Source organism: Kitasatospora kazusensis, from assembly GCF_039529945.1.
Lineage (GTDB): Bacteria > Actinomycetota > Actinomycetes > Streptomycetales > Streptomycetaceae > Kitasatospora > Kitasatospora kazusensis.
The window spans coordinates 215,380-234,067 of the sequence record NZ_BAAANT010000001.1; the positions used below are offsets into that span (position 1 = coordinate 215,380).

General features: G+C 71.5%; 18 protein-coding genes. 11 read left to right on the forward strand and 7 right to left on the reverse strand.

The window, feature by feature from the left end:
• Positions 1–45: 45 nt before the first annotated feature.
• The 5 genes from ABD330_RS01040 to ABD330_RS01060 are packed head-to-tail and all read right to left on the reverse strand — an operon-like array spanning position 46 to position 5,565.
• Positions 46–579, reverse strand: a complete 534-nt coding sequence (locus ABD330_RS01040) for a hypothetical protein (RefSeq protein ID WP_344459675.1) — start codon at positions 577–579, stop codon at positions 46–48.
• Between the two features lie 51 nt (positions 580–630).
• Positions 631–1,686 carry an ADP-ribosylglycohydrolase family protein gene (locus ABD330_RS01045; RefSeq protein ID WP_344460021.1) on the reverse strand — a complete coding sequence of 352 codons (1,056 nt, stop codon included), beginning with the start codon at positions 1,684–1,686 and terminating at the stop codon, positions 631–633.
• 60 nt (positions 1,687–1,746) lie between these two features.
• Positions 1,747–3,054, reverse strand: a complete 1,308-nt coding sequence (locus ABD330_RS01050; RefSeq protein WP_344459676.1) for a DUF2786 domain-containing protein — start codon at positions 3,052–3,054, stop codon at positions 1,747–1,749.
• A 55-nt stretch (positions 3,055–3,109) separates the two neighbouring features.
• Entirely contained in the window at positions 3,110–4,717 is a 1,608-nt protein-coding gene (locus tag ABD330_RS01055; RefSeq protein ID WP_344459678.1) for a transporter, read from the reverse strand.
• The gene (locus ABD330_RS01060; protein WP_344459680.1) at positions 4,714–5,565 is read right to left on the reverse strand and encodes an ABC transporter ATP-binding protein; all 852 of its coding nucleotides are present in this window, start codon (positions 5,563–5,565) and stop codon (positions 4,714–4,716) included. The genes ABD330_RS01055 and ABD330_RS01060 overlap by 4 nt, the downstream gene beginning before the upstream one ends.
• Before the next feature lie 638 nt (positions 5,566–6,203).
• Between ABD330_RS01060 and rpsL the strand changes: the two genes are divergently transcribed.
• From rpsL to tuf, 4 genes are all read left to right on the forward strand, one after another.
• Positions 6,204–6,575: a 30S ribosomal protein S12 gene (rpsL, locus tag ABD330_RS01065; protein WP_014144289.1), complete on the forward strand. Its 372-nt coding sequence runs from the start codon at positions 6,204–6,206 to the stop codon at positions 6,573–6,575.
• Positions 6,576–6,577: 2 nt separating this feature from the next.
• A complete protein-coding gene (gene rpsG, locus ABD330_RS01070) occupies positions 6,578–7,048 on the forward strand; it encodes a 30S ribosomal protein S7 (RefSeq protein WP_030457432.1) in 471 nt (156 codons plus the stop codon).
• A gap of 39 nt (positions 7,049–7,087) precedes the next feature.
• Positions 7,088–9,193, forward strand: coding sequence for an elongation factor G (fusA, locus tag ABD330_RS01075; protein WP_344459682.1), 2,106 nt, complete (start codon positions 7,088–7,090; stop codon positions 9,191–9,193).
• A 232-nt stretch (positions 9,194–9,425) separates the two neighbouring features.
• Entirely contained in the window at positions 9,426–10,619 is a 1,194-nt protein-coding gene (gene tuf, locus ABD330_RS01080; protein ID WP_344459684.1) for an elongation factor Tu, read from the forward strand.
• 165 nt (positions 10,620–10,784) lie between these two features.
• Here the strand turns inward: tuf and rfbC are convergent, their stop codons facing one another.
• On the reverse strand, positions 10,785–11,381 hold the full coding sequence (rfbC, locus tag ABD330_RS01085; RefSeq protein ID WP_344459686.1) for a dTDP-4-dehydrorhamnose 3,5-epimerase: 597 nt from the start codon (positions 11,379–11,381) through the stop codon (positions 10,785–10,787).
• Entirely contained in the window at positions 11,378–12,277 is a 900-nt protein-coding gene (gene rfbA, locus ABD330_RS01090; protein WP_344459688.1) for a glucose-1-phosphate thymidylyltransferase RfbA, read from the reverse strand. The genes rfbC and rfbA overlap by 4 nt, the downstream gene beginning before the upstream one ends.
• Before the next feature lie 81 nt (positions 12,278–12,358).
• Here rfbA and rfbB point away from each other — a divergent pair, with 81 nt between their 5' ends.
• The 7 genes from rfbB to ABD330_RS01125 all read left to right on the forward strand — a co-directional run bounded on the left by rfbB (position 12,359) and on the right by ABD330_RS01125 (position 18,624).
• A complete protein-coding gene (gene rfbB, locus ABD330_RS01095) occupies positions 12,359–13,345 on the forward strand; it encodes a dTDP-glucose 4,6-dehydratase (RefSeq protein ID WP_344459690.1) in 987 nt (328 codons plus the stop codon).
• The gene (rfbD, locus tag ABD330_RS01100) at positions 13,342–14,223 is read left to right on the forward strand and encodes a dTDP-4-dehydrorhamnose reductase (protein ID WP_344459692.1); all 882 of its coding nucleotides are present in this window, start codon (positions 13,342–13,344) and stop codon (positions 14,221–14,223) included. The genes rfbB and rfbD overlap by 4 nt, the downstream gene beginning before the upstream one ends.
• A 137-nt stretch (positions 14,224–14,360) precedes the next feature.
• Positions 14,361–14,762 (forward strand): DUF2304 domain-containing protein, encoded by a 402-nt coding sequence (locus ABD330_RS01105; protein WP_344459694.1) that lies wholly within the window; start codon positions 14,361–14,363, stop codon positions 14,760–14,762.
• Positions 14,759–15,565 carry a glycosyltransferase family 2 protein gene (locus ABD330_RS01110; RefSeq protein ID WP_344459696.1) on the forward strand — a complete coding sequence of 269 codons (807 nt, stop codon included), beginning with the start codon at positions 14,759–14,761 and terminating at the stop codon, positions 15,563–15,565. The genes ABD330_RS01105 and ABD330_RS01110 overlap by 4 nt, the downstream gene beginning before the upstream one ends.
• A gap of 9 nt (positions 15,566–15,574) precedes the next feature.
• Positions 15,575–16,459, forward strand: a complete 885-nt coding sequence (locus ABD330_RS01115; RefSeq protein WP_344459698.1) for a glycosyltransferase family 2 protein — start codon at positions 15,575–15,577, stop codon at positions 16,457–16,459.
• Positions 16,460–16,491: 32 nt separating this feature from the next.
• Positions 16,492–17,802: a lipopolysaccharide biosynthesis protein gene (locus tag ABD330_RS01120; RefSeq protein WP_344459700.1), complete on the forward strand. Its 1,311-nt coding sequence runs from the start codon at positions 16,492–16,494 to the stop codon at positions 17,800–17,802.
• Between the two features lie 183 nt (positions 17,803–17,985).
• Positions 17,986–18,624 (forward strand): class I SAM-dependent methyltransferase, encoded by a 639-nt coding sequence (locus ABD330_RS01125; protein ID WP_344459702.1) that lies wholly within the window; start codon positions 17,986–17,988, stop codon positions 18,622–18,624.
• Positions 18,625–18,688: the final 64 nt, after the last annotated feature.

Below are 18,688 nucleotides of genomic sequence, written 5' to 3' on the forward strand. Positions count from 1 at the left end.
GGCCGCCGGCCGCCGGCCGCCGGCCGGCGCCGGAACGAGTCTCGGTCAGCGACCGGCGGGCACCTGGAAGTGGACCAGCCCCGAGACGCTGAAGATCATGATCGCGTCGGCCGGACCGCTCGGCGGGGTGGCGGCCGAGCCGGCCGGGTGGGCCGGGAAGAGGATCTTCGGGCCGTCGGCGCCGCCGAAGACGGCGGTCTCGCCGGGGCGGATCAGGACGCCCGCGGCGGTGAGGGCGTTGTCGGGGCCCTTGCCGCCCTGGAGCGTCGCACGGCCCCCGTCCGGGGTGCTGACCATCGCCAGGTGCTCGGGGGCGGTCCCGGCGTTGCGGACGCTCACCGCCAGCTCGGACGCGCCGGACGCGCCGGTGGTCAGCCGGCCCCCGGTCAGCTCCAGGTGTGAGCGGGGGCCCTGGACGGAGAGCGACCCCGGCGCGGTGGCGCCCGGCGAGCCGGTGGGCGCCGGAGCGGCCGTGGAGGAGCAGCCGGTCAGCAGCGCGAGCAGCGCCAGCGCCGGGACGGCGACCACTCGGGCGGTCCGGGGGAGGGCGGTCCGGGGGAGGGCGGCGTTGCGTTCCATGTCCGCATTATGGGCGCCCTTACGACCTGCCCCGACGCCGCCCCGGGCGGCTCAGGCCGGGTAGCGGTCGCCGAGCAGCGCCGCGTCCCCGCCGAACGCCGCCACCAGGTCGTCGGCCACCTGCGTGACGACCTGGCGGCCCTCCACGAGGGCCAGCCAGTCGGCGGGCAGCGCCGAGACGCCGTACCGGGCGCCGACCAGGTTGCCGCAGACCGCACCGGTGGAGTCGCTGTCACCCGAGTGGTTCACCGACAGGGCCAGTGCCTCCCGGGCGTCCCGCCCGGCCAGCGCGCAGTAGACCGCGATCGCGAGGCACTCCTCGGCGATCCAGCCGAGACCGACCCGCTCCACGGCCTCGGCCGACGGTGCGCCCTCCGCGGCGATCCGGACGGCCCGGCGCAGCGCCTCCACCGTCTCCTCGGCGCTCGGGTACGCCGCGACCTGCTCGATCGTCTCCGCCACCGCCTGCGGCAGGTCCACCCCGGCCGCCAGCCGCTCGACCAGCGCCGAGAACGCGCCCGCCGCCAGATACCCCGTCGGGTGCCCGTGGGTCAGCTGCGCGCACTGCGCGGACAGCCAGAACGCCCACTCCACCCCCAGCCGGGCCAGCCCGAACGGCGCCGACCGCATCACCGTCCCGCAGCCCTTGGAGCCCGGGTTGACCGGCCCGTCCTGCCCGAACGGCGCGGGCTTGCGGTACGTCCGGTGGTGCGCCACCCCGCTCATGCACGCGTTGCCGGGCGCCCGCTGCGCGTACAGGAACGGTTGGCGCAGCAGCCAGCCGTCGCTCAGCGGCGACGGCTCGACCTCCTGCGGCAGGTCGTGGTTCTGCGTCAGCATCCAGCGCTGGTACGCCCGGTGTACGGCCATCGGCACCTGCGTGCCGTCGGCCCGGCCCCGGATCAGTCCCTCCGCCGTGAACAGCGTCATCTGGGTGTCGTCCGTGACCTGCCCGCCGCGCCCGGCCCGGGCGAGATCCGCGAGCCCGGCCGGGCCGAACCTCGCCCGGATCTCCTCCAGCCGCATGAACTCCACCGGCCAGCCCAACGCATCCCCCAGCGCGCCGCCCAGCAACGCACCGCGAACCCGCTCCCCGTACTCCACCACGCGCAAGAACCCCTCCTAGGCAACCGGGTGACCACCCTAGGGGGTGGCTGCGCGGCAGCCTCAGGCGCGGATCGCCCCGGCCCGCCCGTGCAGGTCGGCCCGGTCGGCGGCCGCGCGGCCGGCCGCCCAGCCCTCGCCGTCGCTGACCCGGACCCGCTGGGCGGTCAGCTTCGGGAACATCTGGCCCACCGTCCGGTCCACCGCCTCCTCGCGTGCCGCCAGCGCGGGCAGCAGCCGCTCGTCGGGCACCAGCTGTTCGGCCGTGCCGTCCTCGCGCAGGTGCTTCCCGGCGGCCGCGTCCTTGGTGGTCTGCTCGGTCGCCGCCGTCAGCCGTTCGCGGATCCGGGCCGCGTACGCGACCAGGAAGGACTGCCGGAAGGACTTCGTCCGGGACGCGCCGTCCAGGTGCTGGCGGCTGCCCGCCCGGTGCATCGCGGAGGTCGCCTGCACCAGCAGGGAGGTGTAGAGCAGCTCCACGCCGTCCAGGTCGGCGTCGAAGCCGACGATGGTGCAGAAGCCGAACTCCTTCGCCCAGACCACCCGGCAGCGGTTCGCCGCCGCGACGGCGTCCAGCAGCATGGTCTTCGGGCCCTCGTACGGGTTGTCCACCCCGATCCGCAGGGCGGCGGGGGTGTCCTTGGCGGGGTGCCCGACGGCCAGCAGGGCCTCGTCGATGCTGTGCTGCGCCATCAACTGCTGTGCCTTGGCGGTCAGCGCCTCGGCCTCTTCGGGGTACTCGGTGGACTCGGCCTTGGCCAGCAGTGCCCGGATCCGCGACAGCATCCTCGGCTCACCCGTCACCGGACCGGTGGGCCGGCTCGGCCGCAGCGGCGCCGCGCCCGGCGCCGGGCCGACGGGGGTGATCGTCGGGAGGTGGCCCCAGACCCGCAGCAGTTCCAGCACGGCGGTGGCCAGCGCGAACCGGTCCAGCCGGTGCCGGACGGCGAACTCCGCGAGGTACTCCTCGTCCGTCCGCCACCAGACCTCGACGGCCAGCTCGCGCAGCTGCTCCTGCCAGCGCCGGTCGAGCGTGGCGGCGGGGTGGCGACGGCCCTCGGCCGCGATCAGGTCCACCGCCAGTGCCAGCTGCACGGGCCCGAGCCCGCGCCGCACCACCCGGACCAGGTCGGCGGGCCGCCACCCGTTCGCCCAGGTGCGCCCGACGGACTGCTCGGCGAACGCGACCAGTGCCAGGCTCACCGCCGGCCACCGCTCCGCCGAGGCGGCGAGTATCGAGGCCGAGGCGTCCAGCGCCGGGTCCAGCCCGTCCGCCGGCGCCCCGATCACCTGGTAGACGGCCTGCTCGACCAGCTGGTCGGTCGCCGGGTCGCCCATGACAGGACCCCGCTCGCCCTTACGCTTGCTCACGGTGTGTCACTGCCTTCGTCTGGTGGTCCGAACTCCATCCATCATGCCGGAGCCGTCAGCGTTCGACGGCCGTCGCCAGGATCTCCGGGAGGCGGTCCAGCAGCCGGGAGGCCGCCCGGCGCAGGCCCAGCGCGGCGAGCGCGGCGCCGTACAGCGGCCCGATCACCAGCAGCAGCCAGGCCGGGCCGTCCGTGAACAGCAGCCCGGCGAGCAGTGCGCCGAGCGGCAGGACGAGCACCAGGACGCCCAGCATCGAGCCGAAACTGTTCAGCATCACCACCCCGCTCTGCCCGGGGGCGGCGTTGCGCATCGGGTTGCTGTCGGAGGGCATCGTGTACGGCGCGAACACGCTGAGCAGCGCCCCCAGCCCGATCCCCGCGCCCAGCGCGCCGAGGGTCAGGCCGAGCGCGGGCGCCAGCTCGCCCCACTGCCCGGTGGCGGCGCTCAGGCCGAGGGCGAGCACCAGCGAGCACGGCACCGCGTACGTGAGCACCGCGTACGCCCGCCCGCGCAGCTCCTCGCGGGCCTGGGCGGGGGTGGCGATGGTGCTGGCGACCATCCAGAACGCGGAGCCGTCCATCCCGAACAGGTTCACCATCTGCAGCCCGAGCATCAGCCCGGCCAGCGCCACCACGTAGACCGAGGCCCAGCCCTGGACCACCGAGAGCACGCTGAAGACCGTCGTCATCCCGAGGCTGGTGAACACCGCCGCCTTCGCGCGCGGCTCGCGCCAGGCGTAGCGCAGGTGGCGCTGCATCACCGCGCCGACCCGGCCCTCGGGGAAGAAGCGGGCCGCCCGAGCACGGCCGACGCCCTTGGTGTCGATCTGGGTGGACGCGTCCGCCGTCACCATCAGCTGCTGCAGGCTGCCGCTCCACCAGCGCATCAGCAGCACCAGCAGCCCGGCGGTCAGCGCGAGCTGCGCCGCCGCCGCCCCGTACGAGCCGTCCCCGGCGCTGCGGGCGGCGTCGACCGCGCTGACCGGCGGGAGCCAGCGCAGCACCGCGGCGAACGGCTTCAGCGGGGAGAGGTCCGGCTGCCCGCCGGACCGGCCGAGGACACTCTGCGAGGCCAGGTTGCCGACCTGGATCAGGACGGCGAAGAGCAGGCCGCCGAAGATCGCGAAGTCCTTGCCGCGCCGGCTGGAGAGCAGCCGGGCGTTCCCCGCCGCGACCGCCCGGGAGAGCGTGACCAGGGTGATCGCGGCCAGTGGCACGCCGAGCACGGCGAACGGCACCGAGGCGGCGCCGCCGGACGCCGCCACCGCCGCGCCGCTCAGCAGGATCAGCGAGAGCACCGGGCCGGGCCCGATCAGGGCGGCCAGCAGGGTGCCGCGCAGCATCGCGCGCGGGCGCAGCGGCAGCATGGTGAGCCTGGTCGGGTCGGCGCTCTCGTCACTGCTGAAGAGGAAGAGCGGCAGCGCGGCCCAGCCGACCGTGACGCCGGTGGCCAGCATCACGGCGGCGTCGGCGGCGCCCGTGCGGCCGTGCAGGAGGGAGAGGCCGAGCGCCGCCGCGGAGGCGAACAGCAGGCCGAGCAGGCAGCCGAGCAGGTAGACCACCCGGCGCTGGACGCTGTGCCGCAGCCCGTTGGCCAGCAGCCGGAGCTTGAGCGCGACGAGGGCCCGGACGACCACCCGGTCCTCGGGTACGGCGGCGGTCATCGCGCGCCGCCCTGGGTGGTGTCCTGCGCGCCGCTCTGCGGGCCGTTCGGCGCGCCGTCCCGCGCGCCCCGCTCGGGGGCGCCGAGCCAGCCGAGCGCCTGGCCGTCGTCCTCGCGGACACCGACCAGCTCCAGGAAGACCGTGTGCAGCGAGCGCTCGCCCCGGACGGCGTCCAGCGGGCCCTGGGCGATCACCTGGCCGGCGTTTATCACCGCCACCCAGTCGCAGAGCTGCTCGACCAGCTCCATCACGTGGCTGGAGAAGACCACGGTGGAGCCGGCCGCCGCGTAGCGCGCCAGCACGCCCCGGATGGTCTGGGCGGAGACCGGGTCGACGCCCTCGAAGGGCTCGTCCAGGAAGAGCACGTCGGGGTTGTGCAGCAGGGCGGCGGCCAGGCCGATCTTCTTGCGCATACCGGTGGAGTAGTCCGCCACCAGCTTGTCGGCGGCGCCCAGCAGGTCGAGGACGCCGAGCAGCTCCTCGGCCCGCCGGTCCACCTCGGCGCCCGGCAGGCCGCGCAACCGTCCGTTGTACTGGAGCAGTTCGCGCCCGCTGAGGCGCTCGAACATCCGCAGGCCCTCCGGCAGGATGCCGATCCTCGCCTTGACCGCGACCGGGTCGGACCAGACGTCCGCGCCGTGCACCAGCACGGTGCCGTGGTCCGGCCGGAGCAGGCCGGTGGCCATCGAGAGCGTGGTGGTCTTGCCGGCACCGTTCGGCCCGACCAGCCCGACGAAGGACCCGGCCGGGAGGTCCAGGGTCAGGCCCGCCACGGCGACGTGCCCGCCGAAGCGCTTCCAGAGGTTCCGGATGCTGACGGCGGCGGGTGGTGGGGTGCTGGCCTGCATGGCGGGGGTCTCCTGCTCACGGGTCGAACGCGGGTAAGCCGGTGGGCGTGCGTACGCGGTCAGCCTCTCATCACCTCCGGGCTCCGGTGATCAAGGTCGGCGGCCTCGGCGCGTCTGGGCCGAACGGGTGAATTCGGACCGGATGCCCCCGGATGCCCGGGTCCGTCCCGGAGTGCCCCGCCGGGGTCGGGCCGCCGGGCGGACGGCCGCAGGGCGTCCCGCCGGGTGGCCGGAGGCTGCCGTCGGGCGCCATCTGTGGTAAGACGGCAGCAGGCCGCTGCGCCGTCCGGGTGTCCCGGCCCCGCCAGTGTTGAGCTGCGGCGTTGCATTTGTTTTGACCGCGCCCGATGCGCTAGGTACGCTCTGACCTTGTGCCTGGGGTGTCCCCGGGTCCTTGTGCGTGCATGCACACCGGCCGCCGCGCCATATCGGAGCGTTTCAAACCGCTCCGCGCGCGCGAGTGCCGTCGCTGCACATCAGCTCATGGGATTCCGCGATTCCTCCCACTGTGCGAGTAGGCCTCAGGGCCCGCGCCGCAGAACGGAAGAGGCTCAACACACCCGACCGCGTGGGTCGGAGGGTTGGGGTCACCGCAGGTTAGTTTTACGCAGCCTTGGCACACAGAAAACGGAGAAACGGTGCCTACGATCCAGCAGCTGGTCCGAAAGGGCCGGCAGGACAAGGTCGAGAAGAACAAGACGCCCGCGCTCAAGGGTTCGCCCCAGCGCCGCGGTGTTTGCACGCGTGTGTACACGACCACCCCGAAGAAGCCGAACTCGGCTCTCCGTAAGGTCGCCCGTGTGCGCCTCACCAGCGGGATCGAGGTCACCGCCTACATTCCGGGTGAGGGCCACAACCTGCAGGAGCACTCCATCGTGCTGGTGCGCGGTGGCCGTGTGAAGGACCTTCCTGGTGTCCGCTACAAGATCATCCGCGGCTCGCTCGACACCCAGGGTGTCAAGAACCGCAAGCAGGCTCGTAGCCGCTACGGCGCCAAGAAGGAGAAGTAAGAATGCCTCGTAAGGGTCCCGCCCCGAAGCGCCCGGTCATCATTGACCCGGTCTACGGCTCGCCGCTCGTGACCTCGCTGGTCAACAAGATCCTGCTCCACGGCAAGCGCTCCACTGCCGAGCGGATCGTCTACGGCGCCCTCGAGGGCGTCCGTGAGAAGACCGGCGCCGACCCCGTGGTCGCCCTCAAGCGCGCGCTTGAGAACGTCAAGCCCACCCTTGAGGTGAAGTCCCGCCGTGTCGGTGGCGCCACCTACCAGGTGCCGGTCGAGGTCCGTCCGGGCCGCGCCAACACCCTCGCGCTGCGCTGGCTGGTCGGTTACTCCCGCGCCCGTCGTGAGAAGACCATGACCGAGCGTCTGCTCAACGAGATCCTCGACGCCAGCAACGGCCTCGGTGCTTCCGTGAAGCGTCGCGAGGACACCCACAAGATGGCCGAGTCCAACAAGGCCTTCGCGCACTACCGCTGGTAGTCCTAACCCCGTCACTAGACAGAGAGAGAACGAGCCACCATGGCTGCAACCTCCCTTGACCTGGCCAAGGTCCGCAACATCGGGATCATGGCGCACATCGACGCGGGCAAGACCACCACCACCGAGCGGATCCTGTTCTACACCGGTGTCTCGTACAAGATCGGTGAGGTCCACGATGGCGCTGCCACCATGGACTGGATGGAGCAGGAGCAGGAGCGCGGCATCACGATCACGTCGGCCGCGACGACCTGTCACTGGACGCTCGATGACAGCGACCACACCATCAACATCATCGACACCCCGGGTCACGTCGACTTCACCGTCGAGGTGGAGCGTTCGCTCCGCGTACTCGACGGTGGCGTGACGGTGTTCGACGGTGTCGCCGGTGTCGAGCCCCAGTCCGAGACCGTGTGGCGGCAGGCTGACCGCTACGGCGTCCCGCGCATCTGCTTCATCAACAAGCTGGACCGCACGGGCGCGAACTTCTTCTTCTGCGTGCAGACCATCGTGGACCGCCTCGGCGCGACCCCGCTGGTGATGCAGCTCCCGATCGGTGCCGAGGGCGACTTCGTCGGCGTTGTCGACATCGTCAAGATGAAGGCTCTGGTCTGGTCGCCCGAGGCGACCAAGGGCGAGATGTACGACGTCGTCGACATCCCGGCCGACCTGGTCGACCAGGCGAACGAGTACCGCGAGGCGCTCCTCGACACCGTGTCGAACATCAGCGACGAGGTGATGGAACTCGCCATGGAGGGCGAGGACGTCCCCGAGGAGCTGCTGGTCGCCGCGATCCGCAAGGGCACCCTGGAGTCGGCCTTCACGCCGATCTTCTGTGGCTCCGCGTTCAAGAACAAGGGCGTTCAGCCCCTGCTCGACGCGGTCGTCAAGTACCTGCCGTCGCCGCTGGACATCGACGGCATCGAGGGCACCAAGCCGGGCAACGACGAAGAGAAGATCGTCCGCCAGGCTTCGGACGACGAGCCGCTGTCCGCGCTTGCGTTCAAGATCATGTCCGACCCGCACCTGGGCAAGCTCACCTTCGTTCGCGTCTACTCCGGGCGTCTCGAGGCCGGCACCGCCGTCCTCAACTCGGTGAAGGGCAAGAAGGAGCGCATCGGCAAGATCTACCGCATGCACGCGAACAAGCGTGAGGAGATCGACTCGGTGGGCGCCGGCGACATCGTCGCCGTCATGGGTCTCAAGCAGACCACCACCGGCGAGACCCTGTCCGACGAGAAGAACCCGGTCATCCTGGAGTCCATGGACTTCCCGGCCCCGGTCATTCGCGTCGCGATCGAGCCGAAGACCAAGTCCGACCAGGAGAAGCTGGGCGTCGCGATCCAGCGCCTCGCGGAGGAGGACCCCTCCTTCCAGGTCAACACGGACGAGGAGACCGGCCAGACCATCATCGCGGGTATGGGCGAGCTGCACCTCGAGGTGCTGGTCGACCGTATGAAGCGTGAGTTCAAGGTCGAGGCCAACGTCGGCAAGCCGCAGGTCGCGTACCGCGAGACGATCCGCAAGGCCGTCGAGCGTATCGACTACACGCACAAGAAGCAGACCGGTGGTTCCGGCCAGTTCGCGAAGATCCAGATCGCGATCGAGCCGCTGGAGTCCGGCGAGGGCTACGAGTTCGTGAACAAGGTCACCGGTGGCCGCGTTCCGCGCGAGTACATCCCGTCGGTCGACGCCGGTTGCCAGGAGGCCATGGAGTTCGGTGTCCTCGCGGGCTACGCGCTTCAGGGTGTCCGCGTGACGCTGCTCGACGGTGCCTCGCACGACGTCGACTCCTCCGAGCTCGCGTTCAAGATCGCCGGTTCGATGGCGTTCAAGGAGGGTGCCCGCAAGGCGTCCCCCGCGCTGCTCGAGCCGATGATGGCCGTCGAGGTCACCACGCCCGAGGACTACATGGGCGAGGTCATCGGCGACATCAACTCTCGTCGTGGCCAGATCCAGGCCATGGACGAGCGTCACGGTGCCCGCGTCGTCAAGGCGCTGGTGCCGCTCTCCGAGATGTTCGGCTACGTCGGTGACCTGCGCAGCAAGACCTCTGGTCGCGCGAGCTACTCGATGCAGTTCGACTCGTACGCCGAGGTTCCGCGGAACGTGGCGGACGACATCATCGCCAAGGCCAAGGGCGAGTAAGGACCTGACTCCGGTCAGGCCCTTGCCAAGGTCCGAGCCCCCGCATATCGGGACGTTTCGGAACCCTTAGGCTATTAGGAGGCGAGCCGGGGGGATCTACCCAGATCCCCCCGGGTCTCCTCCGCCCCACCCGCGGGACGGCATGGAGTGCGAACGCGCACCCCGTACCCAACCCGATCAAAGACCAACTGACGTCAGCACGGCGTACAGAACTGTCCTCAGGAGGACTGCAGTGGCGAAGGCGAAGTTCGAGCGGACGAAGCCCCACGTCAACATCGGCACCATCGGTCACATTGACCACGGTAAGACGACCCTTACCGCGGCCATCACCAAGGTGCTGCACGACGCGTACCCCGACATCAACCCCTTCACGCCGTTCGACCAGATCGACAAGGCGCCGGAGGAGCGTCAGCGCGGTATCACCATCTCGATCGCGCACGTCGAGTACCAGACCGAGGCGCGTCACTACGCCCACGTCGACTGCCCGGGTCACGCGGACTACATCAAGAACATGATCACCGGTGCGGCCCAGATGGACGGTGCGATCCTCGTCGTCGCCGCCACCGACGGCCCGATGCCGCAGACCAAGGAGCACGTGCTCCTGGCCCGCCAGGTCGGCGTTCCGAACATCGTTGTCGCGCTGAACAAGTCCGACATGGTCGAGGACGAGGAGATCCTGGAGCTCGTCGAGCTCGAGGTCCGTGAGCTGCTCTCCGAGTACGACTTCCCGGGCGACGACCTGCCGGTCGTCCGCGTCTCGGCGCTGAAGGCGCTCGAGGGCGACAAGGAGTGGGGCGAGAAGCTCCTCGGCCTGATGGCTGCGGTCGACGAGTTCATCCCGACCCCGCCGCGCGCCACCGACCAGCCGTTCCTGATGCCGGTCGAGGACGTCTTCACGATCACCGGTCGTGGCACCGTCGTCACCGGTCGTATCGAGCGTGGTGTCCTCAAGGTCAACGAGACTGTCGACATCATCGGCATCAAGCAGACCAAGACCACCACCACGGTCACCGGCATCGAGATGTTCCGCAAGCTGCTCGACGAGGGCCAGGCGGGCGAGAACGTCGGTCTGCTCCTCCGTGGCATCAAGCGCGAGGACGTCGAGCGCGGCCAGGTCATCATCAAGCCGGGTTCGGTCACGCCGCACACCGAGTTCGAGGCCCAGGCCTACATCCTGTCGAAGGACGAGGGTGGTCGTCACACCCCCTTCTTCAACAACTACCGTCCGCAGTTCTACTTCCGTACCACGGACGTGACCGGCGTCGTGACCCTCCCCGAGGGCACCGAGATGATCATGCCGGGCGACAACACCGCCATGACGGTCGTGCTGATCCAGCCGATCGCCATGGAGGAGGGCCTCAAGTTCGCCATCCGTGAGGGTGGCCGCACCGTCGGCGCCGGCCAGGTCACCAAGATCCTCAAGTAATTCTTGACGGTCTGACCTGAGCTGTCGTACAGACAGGCTCACAAGAGGGCCCGCTCCCTCCGTCCGCAAGGACGGGGAGGGCGGGCCCTCTTGTCTTCCGCTCCGCCGGCCGGTGTGCGCCGGCGGACCGTGCCGTGCGCTGCACCCGCCGTACCGTGCCGTGCGCTACACCCGCAGTGAGGCCTCGTACGCCTTGCACGCCTCGTACGAGGGCAGCAGCCCGCCGGCGATCGCGTCCGCCAGCGACGGCGCGGCCTCGTCCCGGGCGGAGAGCTGCGGGACGTCGGCCGGCCACTCGATGCCGAGGTCCGGGTCGAGCGGGTGCACCGCGTGCTCGCCGGTCGGGTTGTACGTCTCGGAGCAGATGTACGACAGGGTGGCGTCGTCGCTCAGTGCGCAGAAGCCGTGCCCGAGGCCCTCGGCGACGTACACCGCCCGCCGGTCCACGTCGTCCAGCCGCACGCCCTCCCACCGGCCGAAGGTGGGGGAGCCGACCCGCAGGTCCACGATCACGTCCAGCACCGCGCCCCGGACGCAGCTCACGTACTTCGCCTGGCCGGGCGGCACGTCGGCGAAGTGGATGCCGCGCACGACGCCGCGCGCCGAGACGGACAGGTTGCCCTGGGCGAGCCGCAGCGGGTGGCCGACCACCTCGGCCAGCCGGTCGAAGCGGTACCACTCGGTGAACAGGCCGCGCGGGTCGCCGTGCAGCTGCGGGGTGATCTCGAAGGCGCCCTCGATCGCCAGCTCGCGGAACTTCACTGCGACGTCTCCTTCGTCGACTCGACCGGCACGGTCTCGTCCAGCAGGTCCAGCAGGTACCGGCCGTACCCGCTCTTGAGCAACGGCTCGGCCAGTGCCCGTAGTTGGGTGGATCCGATCAGCCCGGCCCGCCAGGCGGCCTCCTCGATGCAGCCGATCTTGAAGCCCTGGCGCTCCTCGATCACCCGGACGAACTCCGAGGCCTGCACCATCGACACGAAGGTGCCGGTGTCCAGCCAGGCGGTGCCCCGGTCGAGCTTGGTGACGTGCAGCTCACCGGCCCGCAGGTACGCCTCGTTGACCGCGGTGATCTCCAACTCGCCCCGGGCGCTGGGCTGCAGGCCCCGGGCGATCTCCACCACCCGGTTGTCGTAGAAGTACAGGCCGGGCACCGCGTACCGGGACTTCGGCTCGGCCGGCTTCTCCTCGATGGAGATCACCTGCCCGTCCTCGTCGAACTCCACCACCCCGTACGCCGTCGGGTCCGCCACCGGGTACGCGAAGACCCGGCCGCCCTTGGCGCCGGAGTGCTGCGCGAGCCGGGTGCCGAGCCCGCTGCCGTGGAAGATGTTGTCGCCGAGGATCAGCGCGACGGCCTCGTCGCCGATGAACTCGGCGCCCAGCACGAAGGCCTGGGCGATCCCCTCCGGGCGCTCCTGGACGGCGTACTCCAGCCGGAGCCCGAGCTGGGAGCCGTCCCCGAGCAGCCGCTGGAACTGGGTCTGGTCCTCGGGCGTGGTGATGATCAGGATCTCGCTGATACCGGCCATCACCAGGGTGGACAGCGGGTAGTAGACCATCGGCTTGTCGAACACCGGAAGCAGTTGTTTGGACACCGCGCGGGTCAGCGGCCACAGTCGTGATCCGGTGCCGCCGGCCAGGAGAATTCCTCGCATGGCAGCACCCTATGCGAGTGCCGCCGCCCGGTGGCCGGATCGCCCCGGACGGCCGTGCTGCGGCGGTACACTTCGCGCACTATGAGCATCCTTGTGACCGGCGGTGCCGGCTTCATCGGTTCGGAGTTCGTCCGGTCCCTGCTGGGGGCTGACGCCTCGGCCCGGATCACCGTCCTCGACAAGCTCACCTATTCGGGTGTCGAGGCCAACCTCGCCTCCGTGGCGGACCACCCCGGGTACACCTTCGTCCACGGCGACATCTGCGACGCCGACACCGTCGACGCCCTGATGCCCGGTCACGATGTGGTGGTGCACTTCGCGGCCGAGTCCCACGTGGACCGGTCGATCGAGGGAGCGGGCCCGTTCGTGCTGACCAACGTGGTCGGCACCCAGGTCCTGCTGGACGCCGCCCGCAAGCACGGGGTCGGCCGCTTCGTCCACGTCTCCACCGACGAGGTGTACGGCTCGATCACCGAGGGCTCCTGGACGGAGGAGTGGCCGCTGGCCCCCAACTCCCCGTACTCCGCGTCCAAGGCGTCCTCCGACCTGCTGGCGCTCGCCTACCACCGCACCCACGGCATGGACGTGGTGGTCACCCGCTGCTCCAACAACTACGGGCACCACCAGTTCCCCGAGAAGGTCATCCCGCTCTTCACCACCAACCTGATCGACGGAGCGAGCGTCCCGCTGTACGGCGACGGCGGCAACATCCGCGACTGGCTGCACGTCTCCGACCACTGCCGGGGCATCGAGCTGGTGATGCGCGGCGGCCGGGCCGGCGAGGTCTACAACATCGGCGGCGGCACCGAGGTCACCAACAAGGAGCTCACCGGCCTGCTGCTGGAGGCCACCGGCACCGGCTGGGAGCGGGTCGAGCACGTCGCCGACCGCAAGGGCCACGACCTGCGCTACTCGCTGGACATCAGCAAGATCCGCACCGAGCTCGGCTACGAGCCGCAGGTCGCGTTCGCGGACGGCCTGGCGGCGACCGTCGCCTGGTACCGCGACAACCGCGCCTGGTGGGAGCCGCTGAAGGCCGGCCTGCAGCCGAAGGCGGCGCAGGCATGACCCGCTGGCTCGTGACCGGCTCGGGCGGCATGCTCGGGCGTGACCTGCTGAGCGTCCTCGCCGAGGCGGGCATCGCGGCCACCGCGCTGGACCGCGCCGCCCTCGACATCACCGACCCGGCGGCCGTCCGGGCGGCCGTCGCCGGGCACGGCGTGGTCGTCAACTGCGCCGCCTGGACGGACGTCGACGGCGCCGAGGCCGCCGAGGAGGCCGCCACCGCCGTCAACGGCACGGGCGTCCGCCACCTCGCCGCCGCCTGCGCCGAGGCCGGCGCCCGCCTGCTGCACGTCTCCACCGACTACGTGCTGCCCGGCGACGCCGGGCAGCCGTACCCGGAGGACGCCGCCACCGGGCCGGCCAACGCGTACGGCCGCAGCAAGCTGGCCGGCGAGCGCGCCGTCGCCGAACTGCTGCCCGAGCACGGCTACGTCGTCCGCACCGCCTGGCTCTACGGCGAGCACGGCAACAACTTCGTCGCCACCATGCTGAAGCTCGCCGCCCAGCGCGAGACCCTCGACGTGGTCGACGACCAGCAGGGCCAGCCCACCTGGTCGTACGCGCTGGCGCAGCAGCTCGCCGCCCTCGGCCGGGCCCCCGGGGCCCCCGCCGGGATCTACCACGGCACCGCCTCCGGCCGCACCACCTGGTACGGACTCGCCCGCGCCGCCTACGAGTTGAGCGGTCTCGACCCGGAGCGGATCCGGCCGACCAGCTCGGCGGCCTTCGTCCGCCCGGCCGTCCGTCCCGCGTACAGCGTCCTCGGCCACGACCGCTGGGCCGCCGCCGGCCTCGCACCGCTGCCGGACTGGCGCGCCTCGCTCGCGCTCGCGCTCGGCCGCCCGGCCTTCGCGGCACTCGCCCCGAAGGCGGCTCGGTAGGCAGGCCCGCGCCGGGGCTGCTCTACCCTGTTGACCCACGGGCACCCCGTACCACCTGCACGATCCGTCACACCTTGCACCACCCGCACACCACGGCCCCACCAGGGCCGTCCCGCGCACGGAAGGCGCCACCGGCAGTGCAACTCTCCGTTCTGACGTCGATCACCGGAATCGTGGTGCTCGGCTACATCCTGGAGCTGCTGCGCAGGCAGCAGCTCCGCGAGAAGTACGCGGCGATCTGGCTGAGCATAGGGGTGGTGATCGCGCCGCTGGGCTTCTTCCCGGACATCCTCGACTCGACCGCCCGCAGGCTGGGCGTGGCCTCCGGGGTCAGCCTGGTGCTCTTCGCCGGCTTCGTCCTGGTGCTGCTGGTGAGCCTCCACCTCAGCTGGGAGGCCAGCCGGCTGGAGTCCGAGACCAGGACGCTCGCCGAGGACGTGGCGCTGATCCGCGCCCACCTCGCCCAGCAGGGCACGCCGCTCGGCTCGCCGCCGGCCCCCCAACCGCAGTCGGTCCACGAGGAAGAGGTCGGCTCATGAGCGACGGCCGACGTGTCCTGATCATCCTCCCGGCCTGGAACGAGGCCGACGGCCTGCCCGCCGTTCTCGGTGAGATCAAGCGCCAACTGCCCTACGTCGACACACTCGTGGTGGACGACGGCTCGACCGACCGGACGGCCGAGGTGGCCGCCGCGGCCGGCTCCGCCGTCGCCCGGCTGCCGTTCAACCTGGGCGTCGGCGGGGCGATGCGGCTCGGCTACCGCTACGCGCAGCAGCACGGCTACGACGTCGCCATCCAGGTCGACGCGGACGGCCAGCACGACCCCGCGTACGTCCCGGCGCTGCTGGCCCGGCTCACCGACACCGACCTGGTGATCGGCGCCCGCTTCGACGGCGAGGGCGACTACCGGGTGCGCGGCCCGCGCCGCTGGGCGATGGGCCTGCTCTCCTTCGTGCTCTCCCGGATCACCGGCACCCGGCTCACCGACACCACCTCGGGCTTCCGCGCCTGCAACCGGCCCCTGATCGAGTTCTTCGCCCGCTGGTACCCGGTCGAGTACCTCGGCGACACCGTGGAGAGCCTGGTCGGTGCGGCCCGCTGCGGCTTCACCGTCCGCCAGGTCCCGGTCGCGATGCGGGCCCGCACCACCGGCCGGCCGAGCGCCTCACCGGTCAAGGCCACCATCTACCTCGTCCGGGCCGGTCTGGTGCTGCTGCTGGCGGTGATCCGCCGGATCCCCCGTGAGCTGCGGGAGCTGGCTCCCGGCTCCCCCTACTACGCCGCTTTCGCCGAGCGGCCGGTGCGCCAGCCGCACCCGGCCGAGTACCCGGCCGAGGCCTAGGAGACCCCGGTGTCCCGCTTCGAGATCATGCTGCCGTACTACGGCGACGTCCGGCTGATGCAGGACGCCGTCCGCAGCGTCCTCGCCCAGGACGGCGGGGACTGGCGGCTGACGGTCGTGGACGACGGCCGCGAGCCCGGCGTGCCCGAGTGGTTCGCCGGGCTCGACGACCCCCGGGTCCGGTACTACCGCAACGACCGGAACCTCGGCGTGACCGGCAACTTCAACCGCTGCGTCGAACTCGCCGAGTACGAGTACGTGGTGCTGATGGGCTGCGACGACCTGATGCACCCGGGCTACCTCACCGCCGTCCGGGCCGCCGCCGACCGCGAGCCCGGGGCGGCGATGATCCAGCCCGGCGTCGAGGTGATCGGCAGCGACGGGCGCCCGTACGACACCCTGGCCGACCGGACCAAGCGCAAGCTGTACGCGCCGAAGGGCCCCGGCCGGGCGCTGCTCGGCGGCGAACAGCTCGCCGCCAGCCTGCTGCGCGGCAACTGGCTCTACTTCCCGTCGATCTGCTGGCGCACCGAGGCCGTCCGGCGCTTCGGCTTCCGCGCCGACCTCGGCGTGATCCAGGACCTCGCCCTGGTCGTCGACCTGCTCGTCGCGGGGGAGTCGCTGGCCGTCACCCCGGAGGTCTGCTTCAGCTACCGTAGGCACGCCGCAAGCGAGTCCTCGGCCAAGGCCTTCACCGGTGACCGCTTCGACGAGGCCAAGCGCTTCTTCCTGGAGACCGCCGACCGCCTGGAGGCGCTCGGCTGGCCGCAGGCCGCCGGAGTCGCCCGGCTCCACCTCTCCTCCCGGCTGCACGCCCTCACCCTGCTCCCCGGCGCCGTACGCCACGCGGGCCGCCCCGGCCTCTCCGCGATGCTCCGGCACGCCACCCGCTGACCCGCACCCCCGAACCGTCCGAGAGACCTGCCATGAACCGCATAACCAAGGTCGGCAGTGCCCTGCCACCCGGCATCAAAGTCGTCGCGGCCGGAACGGTGGTGCTCGGTGCCGCCTCGTACGTCCACCTCGCGGTGGCCGGGCACAGTCTCTCGACCAAGGACATGGCGGGGCTCTCCGTCCTGTGGACGGCAGTGATGTCGGTGGGGACGGGGCTGTTCTTCCCGCTGGAGCAGGAACTCACCCGGATCATCGCGGCACGGGCCGTCCACGGCACCGGCGTCGCCCCGGTGCTCCGCCGCGCCGCCCTGCTGACGTGCGGATTCCTGGCGGTGGTGCTGGGTCTGCTGGCGGCCCTCGCGCGGCCGGTGGCGGACGGCTTCTTCCACGGAGACCTCCAGCTGGTGCTGTCCCTCGGCGGTGCTTTCGTCGGGATGGCACTCACCTACCTGACCCGGGGCGTGCTGGCGGGGCTGGGCCGCTTCAACGCCTACGGGGCCCAGCTGGCCGTCGACGGCGGGCTGCGGATGATCCTCGCGCTCGGCTGCGCCGTCGCGGGACTGCACTCGGCGCTCGCCTTCAGCCTGATCCTCACCGTCGCACCGATGGCCGCCTTCGCCGTCACCCTCCCCACCGCCCTGCGCGCCTCGCTGCCCGGGCCGCCGATCAGCTGGCCCGACCTGCTCCGCGGGTTCGGCCCGCTGATCGGCTCCACCCTGCTGGCGCAGATGATGGTCAACGCCGTGGTGATGAGCACCCAGCTGCTCGCACCCGACCAGGTCGCCCTGGTGGCCGCGCTGCTCAACGCGCTCGTGCTCGCCCGGGTGCCGCTCTTCGTCTTCGCCGCCCTGCAGGCGTCGCTGCTCTCGGGGCTCGCCAGCGCGGTGGCCGCCGGTGACCAGGGCGGCTTCCTGCGGATGCTCCGCAAGGCCTGCCTGGTGGTGACCCTGCTCTCGTGCTGCGGCGGCGTCCCGGCCGTGTTCGTGGGGCCGTGGCTGATCCACGTCCTGTTCGCCGCACCCGACGTCCTGACCCGCCTGGACTTCTTCTGGCTCTCGCTCGGCACGCTCTGCTACCTGCTGGCCCAGGTGCTCGGACAGGCGCTGATCGTGCAGCACCGCCATCGCGCACAGCTCGCCAGCTGGCTGCTCGGCACCGCGGTGCTGGCCGGGGTGACCTTCCTGCCGGGAGGCATCGCGACCCGGGTGACGATCTCCTTCACGGCCGGTACCGCGACCACCGCGCTCGTCATGCTGTGGGCCCTCACCCGGCGCGCCCGCTCGGCCGCCGGGCGGGCCGACGACCCGGCCGCGCAGCGGACGGCCTCCGTCCCGTCCTCGTAGGGAGCTGTCCGCCGGCTCCGGGCGCAGTCCGGGCCGCGCGGGCACCGTGTTCTGTGTCGATGGGATAACGTTCCGCAGTAGCATGTGCCGGCCTACGGCCGCACCACCCCGCCGCAGGGCACCCGTGCGCCGACTGCGAGACTTCCTCGGTCAGGAGCACGCTGTACGTCTCGGAGAGATCGCATGGGATTCACCACCGCTGTCCGCCGTCGTCTCGGCAAGTACGAGGTACCGGCAGCCGAGCTCTACCGCTCGGTGTTCATCGACCTCGACGACATGGCCACCACGCTTCTGAGCCTGAGCCGGCCCAAGCGCATCCTGGAGATCGGCTGCGGCGACGGCGCGGTCGCCGAGCGCCTGGTCGGCGCGCTCCCGGACGCCGAGTACGTCGGGATCGACGTCATGGCCGAGCCGGGCCGGCTCTTCCGCGGGGACCGCGCCCGCGCCGAGTTCCGCTCCGTCTACTCCCATGACCTGCGTGCCGAAGGTCCCGCCCTCTTCGACCTCGTGCTGGTCGTGGACGTCCTCCACCACGTTCCGCCCGCGCACCGGGACGCCCTGCTGCACGACGCCGAGGCGATGCTCGCGCCGGGCGGCACCCTGATCGTCAAGGAGTGGGAGCGCCGCCAGGACCTCGCCCACCTGATGGCGTACACCTCGGACCGCTACGTCTCGGGCGACAAGAACGTCGACTTCGCCGACCGCGAGCAGCTCCACGCCATCGTGAGCCGTGCGCTGCCCGACTTCTCGGTGGTCTGCGAGACCCGCGTCCCGCCGAAGCGCAACAACATCCTTCTCGCCCTCCGCCGCGCGGACGGCTGACGCAGCGCCGCCGCCCCCGGAACGCGAACAGCCGGAGCCCCGACGGGGCTCCGGCTGTCGCCGT